Origin of the sequence: Sphingobacterium sp. InxBP1, from assembly GCF_026191775.1 — a bacterium.
In the GTDB taxonomy this organism is placed as follows: domain Bacteria; phylum Bacteroidota; class Bacteroidia; order Sphingobacteriales; family Sphingobacteriaceae; genus Sphingobacterium; species Sphingobacterium thalpophilum.
Genome location: NZ_JAINDX010000041.1, coordinates 412,896 through 427,527 on the forward strand (window position 1 = coordinate 412,896; position 14,632 = coordinate 427,527).

The 14,632-nt window shown below is 43.6% G+C and carries 11 protein-coding genes and 3 tRNA genes; 5 read left to right on the forward strand and 9 right to left on the reverse strand.

What is annotated here, in order from left to right; translation table 11 throughout:
• Positions 1 to 293: 293 nt before the first annotated feature.
• The 3 genes from K7A41_RS07495 to K7A41_RS07505 form a co-directional block, all read right to left on the reverse strand.
• Positions 294 to 548: a DUF6952 family protein gene (locus K7A41_RS07495; RefSeq protein ID WP_028071148.1), complete on the reverse strand. Its 255-nt coding sequence runs from the start codon at positions 546 to 548 to the stop codon at positions 294 to 296.
• Positions 529 to 843, reverse strand: coding sequence for a thioredoxin family protein (locus tag K7A41_RS07500; RefSeq protein ID WP_028071149.1), 315 nt, complete (start codon positions 841 to 843; stop codon positions 529 to 531). Before K7A41_RS07500 ends, K7A41_RS07495 begins: the two co-directional genes overlap by 20 nt.
• An 81-nt stretch (positions 844 to 924) precedes the next feature.
• A complete protein-coding gene (locus K7A41_RS07505) occupies positions 925 to 1,557 on the reverse strand; it encodes a peroxiredoxin (RefSeq protein WP_028071150.1) in 633 nt (210 codons plus the stop codon).
• Between the two features lie 286 nt (positions 1,558 to 1,843).
• On the opposite strand from K7A41_RS07505, the gene K7A41_RS07510 reads away from it, so the two are divergent.
• Positions 1,844 to 1,924, forward strand: a tRNA-Tyr gene (locus K7A41_RS07510).
• A gap of 346 nt (positions 1,925 to 2,270) precedes the next feature.
• Positions 2,271 to 2,342, forward strand: a tRNA-Arg gene (locus tag K7A41_RS07515).
• Positions 2,343 to 2,456: 114 nt separating this feature from the next.
• Here K7A41_RS07515 and K7A41_RS07520 read toward each other — a convergent pair.
• Complete coding sequence (locus K7A41_RS07520; protein WP_265713200.1) at positions 2,457 to 3,644, reverse strand: MFS transporter; 1,188 nt, start codon at positions 3,642 to 3,644, stop codon at positions 2,457 to 2,459.
• 407 nt (positions 3,645 to 4,051) lie between these two features.
• On the opposite strand from K7A41_RS07520, the gene K7A41_RS07525 reads away from it, so the two are divergent.
• The 3 genes from K7A41_RS07525 to K7A41_RS07535 all read left to right on the forward strand — a co-directional run bounded on the left by K7A41_RS07525 (position 4,052) and on the right by K7A41_RS07535 (position 8,099).
• Complete coding sequence (locus tag K7A41_RS07525; RefSeq protein WP_265713201.1) at positions 4,052 to 7,255, forward strand: S41 family peptidase; 3,204 nt, start codon at positions 4,052 to 4,054, stop codon at positions 7,253 to 7,255.
• 165 nt (positions 7,256 to 7,420) lie between these two features.
• Positions 7,421 to 7,493, forward strand: a tRNA-Lys gene (locus tag K7A41_RS07530).
• A gap of 141 nt (positions 7,494 to 7,634) precedes the next feature.
• Positions 7,635 to 8,099: a response regulator gene (locus tag K7A41_RS07535; protein WP_028071153.1), complete on the forward strand. Its 465-nt coding sequence runs from the start codon at positions 7,635 to 7,637 to the stop codon at positions 8,097 to 8,099.
• Between the two features lie 23 nt (positions 8,100 to 8,122).
• Here K7A41_RS07535 and K7A41_RS07540 read toward each other — a convergent pair whose 3' ends face one another.
• The 5 genes from K7A41_RS07540 to K7A41_RS07560 all read right to left on the reverse strand — a co-directional run bounded on the left by K7A41_RS07540 (position 8,123) and on the right by K7A41_RS07560 (position 14,510).
• Positions 8,123 to 9,208, reverse strand: a complete 1,086-nt coding sequence (locus tag K7A41_RS07540) for a sensor histidine kinase (protein WP_265713203.1) — start codon at positions 9,206 to 9,208, stop codon at positions 8,123 to 8,125.
• Positions 9,209 to 9,285: 77 nt separating this feature from the next.
• A complete protein-coding gene (locus K7A41_RS07545; protein ID WP_265713204.1) occupies positions 9,286 to 11,439 on the reverse strand; it encodes a 7TM diverse intracellular signaling domain-containing protein in 2,154 nt (717 codons plus the stop codon).
• An 8-nt stretch (positions 11,440 to 11,447) separates the two neighbouring features.
• Entirely contained in the window at positions 11,448 to 12,212 is a 765-nt protein-coding gene (locus K7A41_RS07550) for a methyltransferase domain-containing protein (RefSeq protein WP_265713205.1), read from the reverse strand.
• Positions 12,212 to 13,021 (reverse strand): hypothetical protein, encoded by an 810-nt coding sequence (locus K7A41_RS07555; protein ID WP_028071157.1) that lies wholly within the window; start codon positions 13,019 to 13,021, stop codon positions 12,212 to 12,214. The genes K7A41_RS07550 and K7A41_RS07555 overlap by 1 nt, the downstream gene beginning before the upstream one ends.
• Positions 13,022 to 13,172: 151 nt before the next feature.
• Positions 13,173 to 14,510 carry a metal-dependent hydrolase family protein gene (locus tag K7A41_RS07560; RefSeq protein WP_265713206.1) on the reverse strand — a complete coding sequence of 446 codons (1,338 nt, stop codon included), beginning with the start codon at positions 14,508 to 14,510 and terminating at the stop codon, positions 13,173 to 13,175.
• Positions 14,511 to 14,632 lie beyond the last annotated feature (122 nt).

Below are 14,632 nucleotides of genomic sequence, written 5' to 3' on the forward strand. Positions count from 1 at the left end.
AGCAGGAAAGCTTCCAGTCCATAAAAAAACGGAAATCCCAACCACGCTGGAATTTCCGTTTAACAATTAAAATATTTTTTCTTGAAACGAATAGTTTTAGAGAATAGTTATTTTGTCGCTTCGCTCCAAGTGGCAACCTTTAACATAGTAAATATATGTAGAAAATATTTAGTTCTGTCAGATTCCTTCAATTAGTTTTCCACATTGCTAAATTTTGTCAACAATTTAGCGCGGTGTTGCTAATGGTATGAAAAGAAAGCTTCACTTCAATGCACTTAAAATCAGACGGTAGATTATTTATCAATTGCACCTAAAACACGTTTCATGAACATATTTAAGGCATCTTTTTTGGAATGACCTTCTTTGATTAATTTGTCAACCTCTACAGCTCCGTATAGGTTTGAAATCAATTCACCGATTACGTCGAGTTCCTCATCTTTCAGTGGAGCTTCGGTAAGCGCTTCCAACGTCTCAATGGTCTCCAATACATAGTCGACATCATTTTGCTCGATGAATTCTGTCAGATGTTTAATTACTGGTAGCTTCATTGAATAATTCTACTAATGCGTCCAACTTATTTGTTTGTACCTGATTCACCAATTTGCCGTTTTTGAATGCTGCGAATGTCGGCAGGTTGTTGACATTGGCTAATTTGCGGGATTCAGGAAATTTTTCGGCATCCGCAATGATAAACGGTACCGAATCGTTTTCGCCGGCCAATTTTTTGAATTTCGGTTTCATGATTTTGCAATTGCCACACCAAGTTGCGGCATATTGTACCATGACAATATCGTTGTTGTTTACAATTTCTTGTAAATTATCGTTTTCTAATTCCTGTAACATGATTTTATTATTAAGTTGATAGAGAAAAGAACAGGAGCCGGGTACAGGCCCCTGTTGATTAAGACCAAAGGCCTTTTATAGTTAGTGTTTTGCTAAATATTCAGCAACACCTTTTCTGTCTGCATTCATGGCATCCTTACCTTCTTCCCAGTTTGCTGGACATACCTCGCCAAACTTTTGTACGTGAGCATAAGCATCGATCAAACGCAAATACTCTTTTACATTACGGCCAAGAGGCATATCGTTTACAGACTCGTGGAATACACGGCCAGTCTCGTCGATCAAATAAGTCGCTCTGTAAGTAACAGCAGAACCTTGAGCTAAAGTGCCATACTCAGGATGCTCGACTTCTTGAACGTCCAAGATACCCAATACGCTCGATAAGTTACGGTTGGTATCCGCTAAGATAGGGTATTCAACACCTTCAATACCACCGTTATCTTTTGCTGTATTTAACCAAGCAAAGTGAACTTCGTTTGTATCGCAAGAAGCACCGATTAAGATCGTGTTGCGTTTTTCAAATTCAGCGGCTGCCTCTTGGAAAGCATGTAGTTCAGTAGGACACACAAAAGTGAAATCTTTTGGATACCAGAACAAAAGTACTTTTTTACCTTCTTTAACTGCCTTTTCAAAAACGTTGATCTGCAAATTGTCACCTAAATAATCGATTGCATCTACTGTAATGCTTGGAAAACTTTTACCTGTGAAACTCATAATATATCTTTCTTTTTTTGTTGACACAAAGATAAGGCAAAGCCGGCCAAAAAGCGAATTGATTTTACCAATGTACTATTGTCAAAATCTATTATGACCAGAATATAACAATAAGTTTTTTTTATATTAACACAATCCTATCCTCGCTATTTGCTGGACTGCAGGCCACGTCAAAAAAATAAAGCAATTCATATAGCGGGAGTTACGAATTTATAGCGCGAAATAATTGCACAAACGCTATGCAAAACCTACTTTTGCGACGTTCTGTTCCACACAGAACAATGCTGGAGGGGTTCCAGAGCGGTCAAATGGGACGGACTGTAAATCCGTTGCTTCGGCTTCGAAGGTTCGAATCCTTCTCCCTCCACATTTTTTCTTTTCCTGTCACCTTATTTTTTCGGTTTTAATACCCATAGCACCTCAGAAATGACAAAGTGAAGCATAGGTCCTATTTAGCATATATGCTGGACAGTTAGTTTGACTCCTTTTCATAGACGCTGGCACAGCAGCCTCTGAACCAAAAACAGGCGTTATACAGCCGATCGATTCAGTTATGTGCTGAGCTGTATAAGTCCTGCCGGAGCGGCCATGAACGACGGTGCCCTATGGGGCAATTCAATGACGAATTCGTGCTTTTTTAGAAAAAGATCAGATGGAATTTCATCTAACTATTGACTTATTTGTAAAATAAACCTAAGTTTGGCTTTTGAAAAGGCCCCGTAGTTCAACGGATAGAATAGATGTTTCCTAAACATTTGATAGCAGTTCGATTCTGCTCGGGGCTACAAGAAGGAAGCATGCGGTCATGTTTTCCTTTTCCAGGAGAAATAGCAGGAAGTTATTTCTCCTGTTTTGTTTACTGTAAGCAGGATCTGCTGCGGAAAGCCTTCTTTGTACGGTTAAGCCTCTTGATTTTCTTTGAATAACGATAATCGCCCAACCATAAAAAACATCAGCAGACCGAAACAGGCGAAGATACCGTAAGAGTAACGGAGGCTAAAGACTTCCGCAATATAGCCGATTAAGGGCGGTCCCATCAGAAAGCCGAGGTAACTGATGCTAGAGACCATGGCCAGTGCCACCCCCGACGGGACATTTTTATTCTGCCCAGCAAGGCTGTACACAGATGGTACATTGCAGGCAACGCCTATGCCCACTAGCATAAAAGCAAGTGTGCATACAAAAAACTGTGGAAATACAACCGAGGTCATCATCCCCGCAAACATCAGGAGACCGCTATATTGTAACGTCCTCTTACGTCCAAGCCTGCGGATGGCACCGTCACCAACAAAACGGCCTATGGCCATCATCACCATAAACGAAGCATAGCCAACGACCACGAATTTTTCGGGAGCATGCACAATCTCTTTAAAGTAGACTCCGCTCCAGTCAAACATGGCGCCTTCTGTTGCCATACTGAAAAAGCCAATGATGCCAAGCTGCAATAAGCTTCCTTCCGGTTTAGCGAAAAAACTCCGTTTTTCCTTTTGTGGAGACTTTCCCGGGACGAGGTACTTTTGATTGATTAAGGTGTTACCAACCACGAAAAGTAATATAATCAAAAAATGGGTGAATGTGTCCAGCCCGAGATTCATGGTCAGCAGTCCCACCAGTGCACCTGTAAAACCAGCGATACTCCAGGCACCATGGAAGGAAGTCATGATAGATTTTTTGAAAATCTGTTCAGTGGCTACGCCTTGCGTGTTGACCGAAATATTGCACATATTTCCCGTCACCCCAAACAAGAATAAAATGGCACCCAGTTGCCAGGCGTTTTGTGCAAAAGCGATCGCACACAAAACCAATACATACGCTATCGGCACAATGCGAAGTACTTTGGCGCTGCCATATTTGGTAACCAGCTTGCCCGAAAGAGCCATAGTGGCCAGTTGCCCCACAGGCAGCATCAGTAAAATAGTTCCCAGCTGAGCCTCGCTCAAATGGAGTCGCTCTTTAATAACAGGGATGCGGCTTGCCCACGAAGCAAAGGCAATCCCCTGACAAAAAAAGAATAAAGATACCGCGATACGAATACGGTGACGTCTTTTATAAAGGTCTTCTTCTGAGACAGTTAAGGTTGCATTCATTGTTTTTAATTTGAGGCCGCAAAGTTACGGATAAGTATTTCATTTTACTACATGATCAATAAAGAAATTTAATCATTCAACCTCGAAAGAACAAGATCATCAGAATTTGGCAGTGTAGAAATGATAATAAACGATGTTGAAAATTATATCTATAGCAAATAAAAATTATCTTCTGTTGTGCTGTTTGACCCTACCCTACTTCTGCGATGAACAGCTACCAGATGTTGAACTTATCTGCCTTTTTTATTTACCCGTTTTTTACTTTAAATATACGAAGTTGTTTCAAGAAGGCGTAGTAGAGCATGTTCAAATACAATCAAAATGTAAAATTCGCAATACGTCAATAATTTTTCAATAACCTATTCTATTTTTGTTAAAGGCAAACAATTATTAGCCTCCTAGATATAATGATAAAAAAACTGCTTTTAAGTACAGTTCTGGCCTATGGCGGAACTGCCTATGTTGTTGCCCAGCAACCTACATTTTTGTCCCATCCTACATTGACACCAGATGGTAAAGAAATGGTCTTCAGTTATGAAGGAGATCTGTGGAAAGTAGATAGTCAGGGTGGTATTGCTGTGCGTTTAACTGGAATGGAAGGAAATGAGATTAACCCGCGGATTTCGCCCGATGGCAAGTGGTTAGCATTTTCAGGTAATCAGAACGGCAATATGGATGTTTATGTCATGCCATTGGCCGGTGGAGATATACGACAGTTGACCGCACACGATGCTTCAGACGAAGTCGACAGCTGGAGCTGGGACAGTCAGACACTGTTTTTCACGTCTACGCGATACAATCGTATGGGAGCCTACCAGCTGCCTTTGACGGGAGGCACCGCTACCCGATTATTTCCGCATTTTTTTAACTATATCAGCGGTGTCGTGCCTACGCCTGGTGGAGAGCTGTTGTTCAATGATAGCTGGGAAGGTTACAGTTCGGCCAATCGCAAGCGCTATAAAGGTGCATTCAATCCCGATATACATGCCTACAACCCCAAGACCAAAGCATTTCAGCAGTATACAGATTACATTGGCAAAGACCTATGGCCTACCGTTGATCAAAAAGGTAATGTATATTACGTTTCGGATGAGAACAACGGGGAATACAACCTATACCAGCTGAATGGCACAACAAGCACAGCGCTCACAAGTTTTTCCGAAGCCATAAAACGCCCATTTGTGGCAGCAAACGGCGAAAAGATCGCCTTTGAAAAAGGATATCAGCTTTACTTGTATGACGTCCGCACTAAGAAAACGGTACAGCCCAATATTTCATTAAATCGTAATCAGGTGCTGGGTAAGCTGAAAGAGTTTAATATTTCTGGTAATATCAGCGACTTTGATGTATCGCCGGACGGCAAGAAAATCGCATTTGTGTCGCGCGGAGAGCTGTTTGTTGCAGACAGTGAAGGTAAATTTGTTCGGCAGATGCCAGGGCAGGGAGAGCGTGTGATGGAGGTGAGATGGCTTAATGACAGCAGAACCTTGTTGTACAGCCAAACCTTCCAGGGTTATCAGAACTGGTTCTCACGAACAGCAGACGGTCAAGGCGACGTCAAACACCTGACTCACGATCAACGCAACAATCGCGACATTAGCTTTAATGCAGACCGGACAAAGGCAGTGTACCTCAGCGGCCGCGACGAAGTCCGTACCATGGATCTGAGCAGTTTAAAGAGCCAGACTATTGTTAAAGATGAAATTTGGGCATTCCAAAACTCTAAGCCAACTTTTTCACCAGACGGTAATTATCTGTTATTTACAGCTATCCGTAATTTCGAACAGGATATCTTCGTTCATAATCTAAAAAACGGGCAGACATCCAATCTGACCAACACCGGGGTTTCGGAGACTAGTCCCTACTGGTCTCCCGACGGCAAGTATATTTATTTTGCCAGTAATCGCACAAAGCCTTCTTATCCTACGGGCATGCAAAACTCCAGTATTTTCCGTATGGCGCTGAGCAATTTTGATCAGCCCTATCGCAGTACGAAATTCGATGAGCTATTTAGTCAGCCGGCAGTGAAAAAAGACACCTCTACGAAGAAGGAAAATCCTCGAAAAAGAGAAAACACTAGTAAGGATAAAAATAAGACAATTTCCGATAAGGAAAAACAGAGTTCTCCCATCGCCGAAGCGAAGAAAGCAGTCGTTGTACAGCTTGATCTAGAAGGATTGCGCGACCGTATCGAACAAGTGAGTCCAACATCTGGAACACAATACAGTCCCATGGTTATTCAAAAAGGTGATAAATCCTATGTGTTCTATTCTTCAGACCACGAGGGTAAATTCAGCACATACCGTACAGTTTATGAACCTTTTGCGACCTCAAAAACAGAAAAGGTGAACGAAGGAGGCATGGGGCAGGTACTGGAGGCTGCGGGCAAATACTTTGTTTTGAACCGTGGCGTTATCCAGAAGTATAATCTGGAGATGAACAAGCTGGACGCGATCAACATGAGTTACAAGTTCAATAAAGATCTGGAGAAAGAATTTAACCAGATGTTTTATGAGACTTGGGCTAATTTGGAGGAGAATTACTATGATAGTACTTTCCACGGTGTAGATTGGACTGCTATTAAAAAGAAATATGAGAAATATCTGCCTGGCATCAACGACCGGAATGATCTTCGCATTCTCTTAAACGATATGCTTGGCGAGCTAAACTCATCTCATTTGGGGTTCAGTTCAGCAGGAGCGGAAGAGCGGAAACCATTTGGCTTTGTCACCAATGAAATTGGTGTGGAATACGATAGTCAGAACCCGCTTAAAATTAGCCATATTCTACCCAACGGGCCTGCCGCCAAGACAGGAGTAGATATTAAGGAAGGCGATATCCTGTTGGCAGTGAATGGTGTTAAGTTGGATGCCGCTTTGGACAGGGATAGCTATTTTACATGGCCTTCGTTAGAAGAGGAGGTTCAGCTTACCTTAAGCCGCAATGGCAAACATATTCAGACACATGTACGCCCGATATCGAGCACCGCGTTCAGGGAGCTGATTTATGATCAGTGGATAAAGGATAATCGAAGCCGTGTCGATCAGCTCAGCAACAACAAAATAGCCTATTCGCACATGAAAAATATGTCGGGTGGCGAATTACAGCGTTTCCTCATCGATATGGCTGAACAGGAAAATAATAAACAGGGCATTATTTTAGACCTGCGTTATAATACCGGCGGCAACGTTCATGATGAAGTTTTACGCTTTTTGTCACAGCGTCCATATCTACAGTGGCAATACCGTGGCGGTAAGCGGGCACCGCAAAGCAACTTTGCTCCCGCAGCTAAGCCTATTGTGTTAATGATCAACGAGCAGTCGCTAAGCGATGCGGAGATGACCGCAGCAGGATTCAAAGCGCTCAAGTTGGGTAAAATTATTGGTAATGAAACCTATCGCTGGATTATTTTCACTTCGGGCAAAGGACTGGTCGATGGCTCTTTCTATCGCCTCCCTGCTTGGGGATGCTATACATTGGACGGACAGGATCTGGAACAAACCGGTGTAGCACCTGATATTTTCGTCAAAAACACGGTTCAGGATAGGATGGAGAATAAAGATCCGCAACTAGAAAGAGCAGTTAAAGAAATTTTAAACGATCTGAAATAATATCAAGTCACAGGATAGAGCGACAATATTGTCGCTCTATCTTCCCTTTCTTCGATTCTGACGAAGGTATGTCGGCGAGAACCATTACGATGTCATAAAAGTGAAAAAAATACATTCTTATACTTGACATTTTCTCCGGTGAGCCTTACATTTGATCTATCGAATGACTTCGTAGCTCAGTTGGTAGAGCAACAGACTCTTAATCTGTGGGTCCTGAGTTCGAGCCTCAGCGGGGTCACTTGCTAGAAAACCGTTTTACAGGAGTAGGACGGTTTTTTTATTAGAACAGCTCCTGCAGTTCATGATCATGAAAAACTCGAATTGAATAGTGAATGCAGCTATTTTATTCCGTAAATTTGTATATCAAACACGAAAACTTATGGAAGACAGGAAGATTTCGGTATTGTATGTTGATGACGAAGAAAACAATTTGTTTTCCTTTAAAGCGACATTCCGATTAAAATACAAAGTGTTTACAGCGATTAGCGGAGCGGAAGCAATTGCTATCGTAAAAAGTAACCCGATACATGTTATCATTACAGATCAACGTATGCCGGAGATGACAGGGGTGCAATTCTTGGAAGAGATCATTAAAATGGACGCGGCACCAATGCGGATTCTATTGACGGGATATACAGATATGGCCGCGGTAGTGGATGCTGTCAATAAGGGAAAGATATTTCATTACCTCAATAAGCCCTGGAACGAAGCGGAGCTCGATCAAACCATTCAGCGGGCTTATGAAGTCTATGCCGAACGGCAGAAAATCGTGGAGACAAACGCAAAGCTCGAGTCTTCCAATGACCAATTGGAGTTTATGCTGCGTCAAAAGTTGCTTTCTTAGCGCTTATATTTGGACAGCAGAGATTATTTTCCAGGTATGCTGACTGTAAATGTGGTGCCCGCATTGGGGTGCGATTGTACATCAATAGTCCCTTGAAGCTTGAGCAAAGCATTTTGTACGTTGTATAAACCGAAGCCCATTCCCTTGGCCTGGTCGCTTGCCCTAAAAAATAGCTTAAAGATATCATCGATATGTTCTGGCGAAATGCCAATGCCATTGTCACGGACAACGATCCTCGCCAGGCGGTTGGATACTTCGACTGAAAGGCTGACGAATTGGTCCGCGCGGCCCTTATGTTGATACTTAAAGGCGTTGGATAATAGATTATGGAGAATAAGTTCCAGAACAGCTTTGTCGCATCGGAAGTTTTCCGTTTGTTCGACACAGATATTAAATGCGACCTCTTTATTTTGCGTATACATCTTATAAAACTCCTTCACACTGTCAAAAAGCTCTTCAAAATTGATGTCAGACAACAGCAGTTCACCTCTGCGCAGCAAATAGTAATCGCGCAGGCTGTCTATATACGCATCTAGGCTGACCAGCGAGCTGTCCATCAAAGTCAGCAACTCGTGGATCTGATTGATATCATCAAACTCCAGCCCTAGTTTGACTGCCGACAGTACGCCCGTTAACGGATCGCGTAGGTCATGACTTACACTGTACGCAAATTTATCAAGCTCGTCGTAAGCCCGTTGGAGCTCCTGGTTTTTAGTTTCCAATAAGGAGCTGGCTACATAGAATTTATTGGCTTCCTCGATGGCTGAAATAATTTCTTCGGTCTCCCAGGGTTTGCGAACAAATCGAAAGATGTGCCCCTTATTGATCGCGTCTATCACGGTATTCATATCGGCATATGCTGTCAGTAAGATTCGGATCGGCTTTGGAAAAACACCCTTAATACGATGGAGAAACTCGATACCCTGTTCTTCAGGCATACGTTGGTCGCAAAAGATAATACGTATATGCGGATTGGAACGAAGTATAGCTTCCGCTTCGGCAGTATTCGATGCGGTGTGGATGATGTAATTGTACCTAAAGTTTGCTTTGAAACCCACAAGGTTGTTCAACTCATCATCAATATAAAGTATTTCAAGTTCCTTCTGCATAATTCTATAGTCTGGTTCCCTCTCCAAAATGACTGAATTTAGTGATATTTTTTTGCACTACACAAATTTCATTCGAATCAGTTCTTTTGCTCCACTGGAATGTTTAAAATGAAGGTCGAGCCCTGCCCTAATTCTGATTCAACCATTATTTTACCATGGTGCTTGGCGATCGTATTATAGGCTATTGACATACCCAGCCCCGTTCCTTCACCGACATCCTTGGTTGTAAAAAAAGGTTCAAAAATCCTGTCGTGTATTTCCGGCGGGATACCAATCCCGTTATCGCCGATTTTCACAAAAATAGAAAAACGGTCTTCAGCGATCCCTGTTTCCACCCATAATTTACCTCCATCGCGGCCATTAAATTTTTTGTTGATCGCGTAAATGGCATTGGTGATTATATTTAAAAACACCTGATTAAGCTTACCTGCATGGCACTCGACCTTGGGCAGCTCTCCATAGCGCTTTTCTACAGCAATTGAGTTATCGATCAGACTGTTCAATATGATCATGGTAGATTCAATGCCTTCATTGATATCGGCAAATTGTAACGTATCTTCATCCACACGCGAAAAGATGCGTAAACTTTTGACAATTTCTGCAGTACGATGCGCTCCGTCATGCATTCCCTTTAGCAGAAAATCTACTTCAGTCTTCAAATAATCAATGTCCATATCCTCTTTAAACTTCTTGATCTGCACCTGCTTCTCATTATCCGTAAGGTCTGTATTAAAAGCGATTCGCTCAACTTCGGCAAGGGTTTCCCATATCATCTTGATATCTCTTTTCAATGGGGCTACGTTAGAAGAAACAAAGTTTATAGGGTTATTGATCTCATGGGCAACGCCGGCGGTAAGCTGGCCTAAAGATGCCATTTTTTCGGCGGCTACGAGTTGTGACTGTGCTTCTTTCAGTTGTGTCAATGTCGTCTGCAATGATGTGTTGGACTCTTTCAGCTCACGGGTACGCTCGCTGACTTTTTGTTCAAGGACAAGATTCTGTTGCCGGATGAGCTGCTCATTTTCCAGTGAAATAGCCAAGGCTTGAGCCTGCGATGTTTCCTTCTCTTGTTTCAGGATGTTAATCCGGTAAGCAAGGCCGAAAGAGAGCAGTGCCATTTCAATAACTGATGCAATCTGTACTGCATTACCCGTAAAATTATTGTACTCCAGCAGACTATAGTCCTTGAGTAAAAATATGATCGAACCCAGCAGCAGTACTGTCCATCCGTAGACAAAGAATTTTGCGGGTTTAAAGCCATTTATCATAATCCGGTAGGATATATAAAGAACAAATAGCGAACCGACCCCCGTCGTCGCTTGCATGAGAAAGAAAGCGAACTGAGTGAGGTGGCTTAAGGCCAGGATACCCCCGCAAGAAAACAGGCCGATAAAGATCAAGATGATGCGCCGGGACCGCAACGCGTTGCTCGAGAACTGAAGAAATGCGTCGGCAAAAAGCAATGCACTGAGGCCCGAGAGGCACCCGAAAATAATAGGTCCTCTTGTGGCCAGATAAGGCCAGCTGGGCCATAGATACTGAAAACTGTAGCCTTCGATACCCATCTGGGTAACCCCTGCACAAACTATATAAAGCACATAATAGAGATAGGCTTTGTCACGCACAGAGAAAAACAGAAAAAGATTATATATCGCCATAATAAAGACGATCCCCATATAGATTCCACTGATAAGGCTTTCACTATTCATTTGAGACATGAATCTATGCTCATCGGTGAGGTAAATCGGAAGGATAATCTGTTCTGTGCTTTTGACGCGAAGGAAGAGAACAGTTTCAGACTGTTTTGGCAGATGTATATCAAAGACATATTGGGGCACCTTATATTTTCGGGCAGAAAAAGGGCGATGCTCACCCAGTGCTGAAGACTGATAGGTCCCATCAGCACTGGGACTGTATAGTTCCACCTCATCCAATAAAGGATAGGCGATTTCCAGTAAAAGGTCAAGGTCTCGCTCCGAACTGTTTTTAATCGGAAAACGTAGCCATACAGCGGATGTCGACGTCCCTAGATTAGGCACATCCGCGTCGAGCGGAACGAAAGCTGAGGAAGCCAAAATCGCCGAGAATGACGAATTTTCCACACCAATGTAGCGTTCTAAATGGCGCCCGGCCAGCAGACGCTTTCCCTGCTGATCAATGGTAAGCTGCGCAAGCACCGGCCGCCAGCAGGTGACAACAATAAGACATAGAAAGACCAACCACCGCTTCATCGTTATCGCTATTTCTTTGCCTCCGCAATGACTAAATTCATCGAAACTAAAAAGCAGCCGCACTCATCGGCCCTGTCAAGAGCCAGTTGAAAATCGTCGAGTTCGGATTGACTTAATTTTCCTTTGTCAAACATCTCCAGGAGGATTTTATCTAAATACAGATAGCGGTTCGCCTCTTCTCTCGATCGGGAGACCATACAGGACGTCTGCAATCGCACCTCTTGAAATCCATGCGCTAGAAGATCTGCCGTAAGCTTGTTGCCTGCCCAGCCATTATTGACCTTTTCTTCTGTTAGATAATGACCTATTTTAGCCTCGATACCGACCTGATTGGTATATAGCGTCAGGCTATTCCAAATGGTCTCTACGATCACAATAGGTTGTCCGGGACGCAGTATGCGGTATACCTCCTGAAACATTTTGTCAGGAGCAGTGAGGTGTTGCACCACACGTTCCATCCGCACACCGTCGATGCTTTCATTTTCAAAATCGAGCTGGTACACTTCCCCTTGCACGAAACTGACATTACCGATATCCTTACTGCTAGATTTTGCATGCTCAATTAGCGCCTCGTCGTGATCCACTCCAACGACACGCACTTCACTGCCCAGCATCTGAGCAAGGTTGATGGCATCCATTCCCGTTCCGCAGCCCAAATCGGCGATTACACCTGTTTTGATGTTGTTAAAAGGGGAATAGGACTGTATTTTTAATTGTTTTAGAAAATCTGCGGTATCTTGTAAATAACCGGCACCATAATGTTTCTTATCCATCACAAAATATTTAAATGACGATGATCTATTGTGAGATCTGTCGACGTATGTTTCAGATTTTTGATCACTTCTGCCAGATTCCAGCGTTCAAGATTAGGAATATCGATCTGATAATGGATTTCAATTTCTTTCTTCCGCAGGGTCTCGATACGGACAATATCAGAATTTTGGCGCAGCGATAGAATGGCTTCTTTATTTTCCTGATCCGCCTCTGTTAAGGTATCCAGGTTGTTCATGATCATGACCGTTGCCAACAAATCCAGTTTGGGGTAATAGAAGGTCCCATTGTTGCCAACGCTGGTATCTATTCGATAACCCACACTTTCGGCGAGTTTTACCGTGTAAGGAGCACATAAGGCAAACAAAGACTTGATGCCAAGCTGAGTGCTTATGGCTGCCCCCGCCCGCGTCAAGAAGATACTGCCAATACCATAGCCTGCAATCTCACGGGAGTTCCAGAGGCCGCAACCTTCGCCGGTACCTTGTTGTGCATAGTCGTATACGAGGTCATAAATACGGGCGTCCATAGCACCTGTAGCCTGCTCTATTGGCAAAGCTTCGCTACCGCCAGCCACATGGATGCGGACGCCACCATATACTTTTTCTCCGTCCAGGGATTCGACGATAAGGACGAATGATGCTGGATTGTACATCCATTCATTTTTGGATGAAGTAACCTTCTTGACTCCTATGGCCGTCAGTACATGAGCATGCCCCTCTATAAAACGTTCGCAGGTTTGAGGATCATCAATTGCACGAAATGCTCTCAGCCGGACAACTGGACGGCCGTCGTTGAATAATAATGCCACCGAAATGATTTATTTGTCGTTCAAACACAAAACTAATCAATAAAACCCAAAGCTGTTTACGGCCTAAGTAAATAAAAAGCCATTAAACGGTTGCCGCCTTATTCGTATATGGCCCTAAAGATAGCACATCACATATTCGTGCGAAGGTCACTTATTGTCGAGTCTGCAAAATGTTTTTAAAAATCTGGCCATCTTTGACAATAAGCAGGAAGTTTTTGTTGGGGTCTGCCAAAAGCTTTAGATCTTTGAGCGGATCTCCATCAACTAGAAGCATGTCCGCCATAGCTCCTTCTTCAATCACACCGAGCTTACCGGGATACGGGCTGCGGAGTCCCGCCAACTGTAACAAGGCTGCATTGTCCTGTGTGACCATTTTAATAATTTCGGCGTTGGTAAACCATTTTTGAAGCCGGAGCAAAAATGAGTTTTGCTGTTCATTTAAGTCGGGTTCAAAAAGGAAATCCGTTCCCCAAGCCAGCTTAACACCATATTTTTTTGCCATCGGCCATACTTTTGTCTGGCCCTCAATCACTGGCCTACGTTTGATGCGGCGTTGTGGATCCATATCAGGGGTATCTTCTACCAGGTTTTGCAGGCTGAGCCAGACGCCTTTTTCGGCCAGCAGCCGTATGGTTTCTTCGTCCAGCAATTGGCCATGTTCTACACATCTGACACCTGCTTCGACAGCTCGTCGCACGGCTCTTGCCGTATAGGCGTGCACAGTGACATAGGTGCCCCAGTCCTCCGCCGCTTCTACCGCGGCCTTCATTTCATCAAGGGTATATTGGGTCACATCTACTGGATCATAGGCAGAAGAAGTGCCGCCCCCGGCCATTAGTTTAATTTGGCTCGCGCCAAAACGGAGATTTTCACGGACAGCCGTCAATACTTCATCGCGGCCATCGGCAATAAAAGTGGCCCCATATCTTTCCGCTCTTGACACGATGCCGAAAAATCGACGCGATTTCTCTTCCGGCGTCCTAAAATCACCATGCCCCGCGGTTTGGCTTATCGTCGCGCCCGATGGCCAGATCCGTGGTCCAGCGAGTTTGCCCTTGTCGATCGCAGATTTTAGCGGAAATATAGGTCCACCGACGTCACGGACACTGGTGAATCCCCGCATCAACATTTTCTGTGCCGATTGTCCCACTCTCTCGAGCAGAAACTCTTCGGAGAGATCGCTTGTCATCATCTGTGGCATCGTCAATGCCCCAAAAACCAAATGCACATGCGCGTCGATTAAGCCCGGAATCAAAGTTTTTCCTCTGGCGTCAATCTTCAACAGATTCTCGTCTGGAAGGCTAATAGGAGAATCGCTGATCTTTTCGATCAGATTGCCCCGAATGAGTACATGCCGTGGCCCAGTAAGTGACTGTGAAGAGTGATCGATGAGTTTGACATCTTGCAGCAGCAGAAGCTTTTGTTGTGCTTCTACAGCATGAAGGCTGAGCGCAACGTAAATGATGGTAAATATATGGCGTAAATACATAAGCGAAGCGATAATTCATTTCGTAAACAATAGGTGATAAAGATTAAGCTAATAATGGATTATTTGCCTCGCTTCATCTAATTAAGGTTAACTAATAAATTGACGTTTTGTTTTTCAGCGGA

Excerpts from the sequence above, each read along its gene's own strand:
- K7A41_RS07520 (WP_265713200.1), bottom strand. The coding sequence starts at position 3,644 with ATGAATGCAACCTTAACTGTCTCAGAAGAAGACCTTTATAAAAGACGT.
- K7A41_RS07560 (WP_265713206.1), bottom strand. The coding sequence starts at position 14,510 with ATGTATTTACGCCATATATTTACCATCATTTACGTTGCGCTCAGCCTT.
- K7A41_RS07505 (WP_028071150.1), bottom strand. The coding sequence starts at position 1,557 with ATGAGTTTCACAGGTAAAAGTTTTCCAAGCATTACAGTAGATGCAATC.
- K7A41_RS07500 (WP_028071149.1), bottom strand. The coding sequence starts at position 843 with ATGTTACAGGAATTAGAAAACGATAATTTACAAGAAATTGTAAACAAC.
- K7A41_RS07550 (WP_265713205.1), bottom strand. The coding sequence starts at position 12,212 with ATGGATAAGAAACATTATGGTGCCGGTTATTTACAAGATACCGCAGAT.
- K7A41_RS07545 (WP_265713204.1), bottom strand. The coding sequence starts at position 11,439 with ATGAAGCGGTGGTTGGTCTTTCTATGTCTTATTGTTGTCACCTGCTGG.
- K7A41_RS07525 (WP_265713201.1), top strand. The coding sequence starts at position 4,052 with ATGATAAAAAAACTGCTTTTAAGTACAGTTCTGGCCTATGGCGGAACT.
- K7A41_RS07535 (WP_028071153.1), top strand. The coding sequence starts at position 7,635 with ATGGAAGACAGGAAGATTTCGGTATTGTATGTTGATGACGAAGAAAAC.
- K7A41_RS07495 (WP_028071148.1), bottom strand. The coding sequence starts at position 548 with ATGAAGCTACCAGTAATTAAACATCTGACAGAATTCATCGAGCAAAAT.
- K7A41_RS07540 (WP_265713203.1), bottom strand. The coding sequence starts at position 9,208 with ATGCAGAAGGAACTTGAAATACTTTATATTGATGATGAGTTGAACAAC.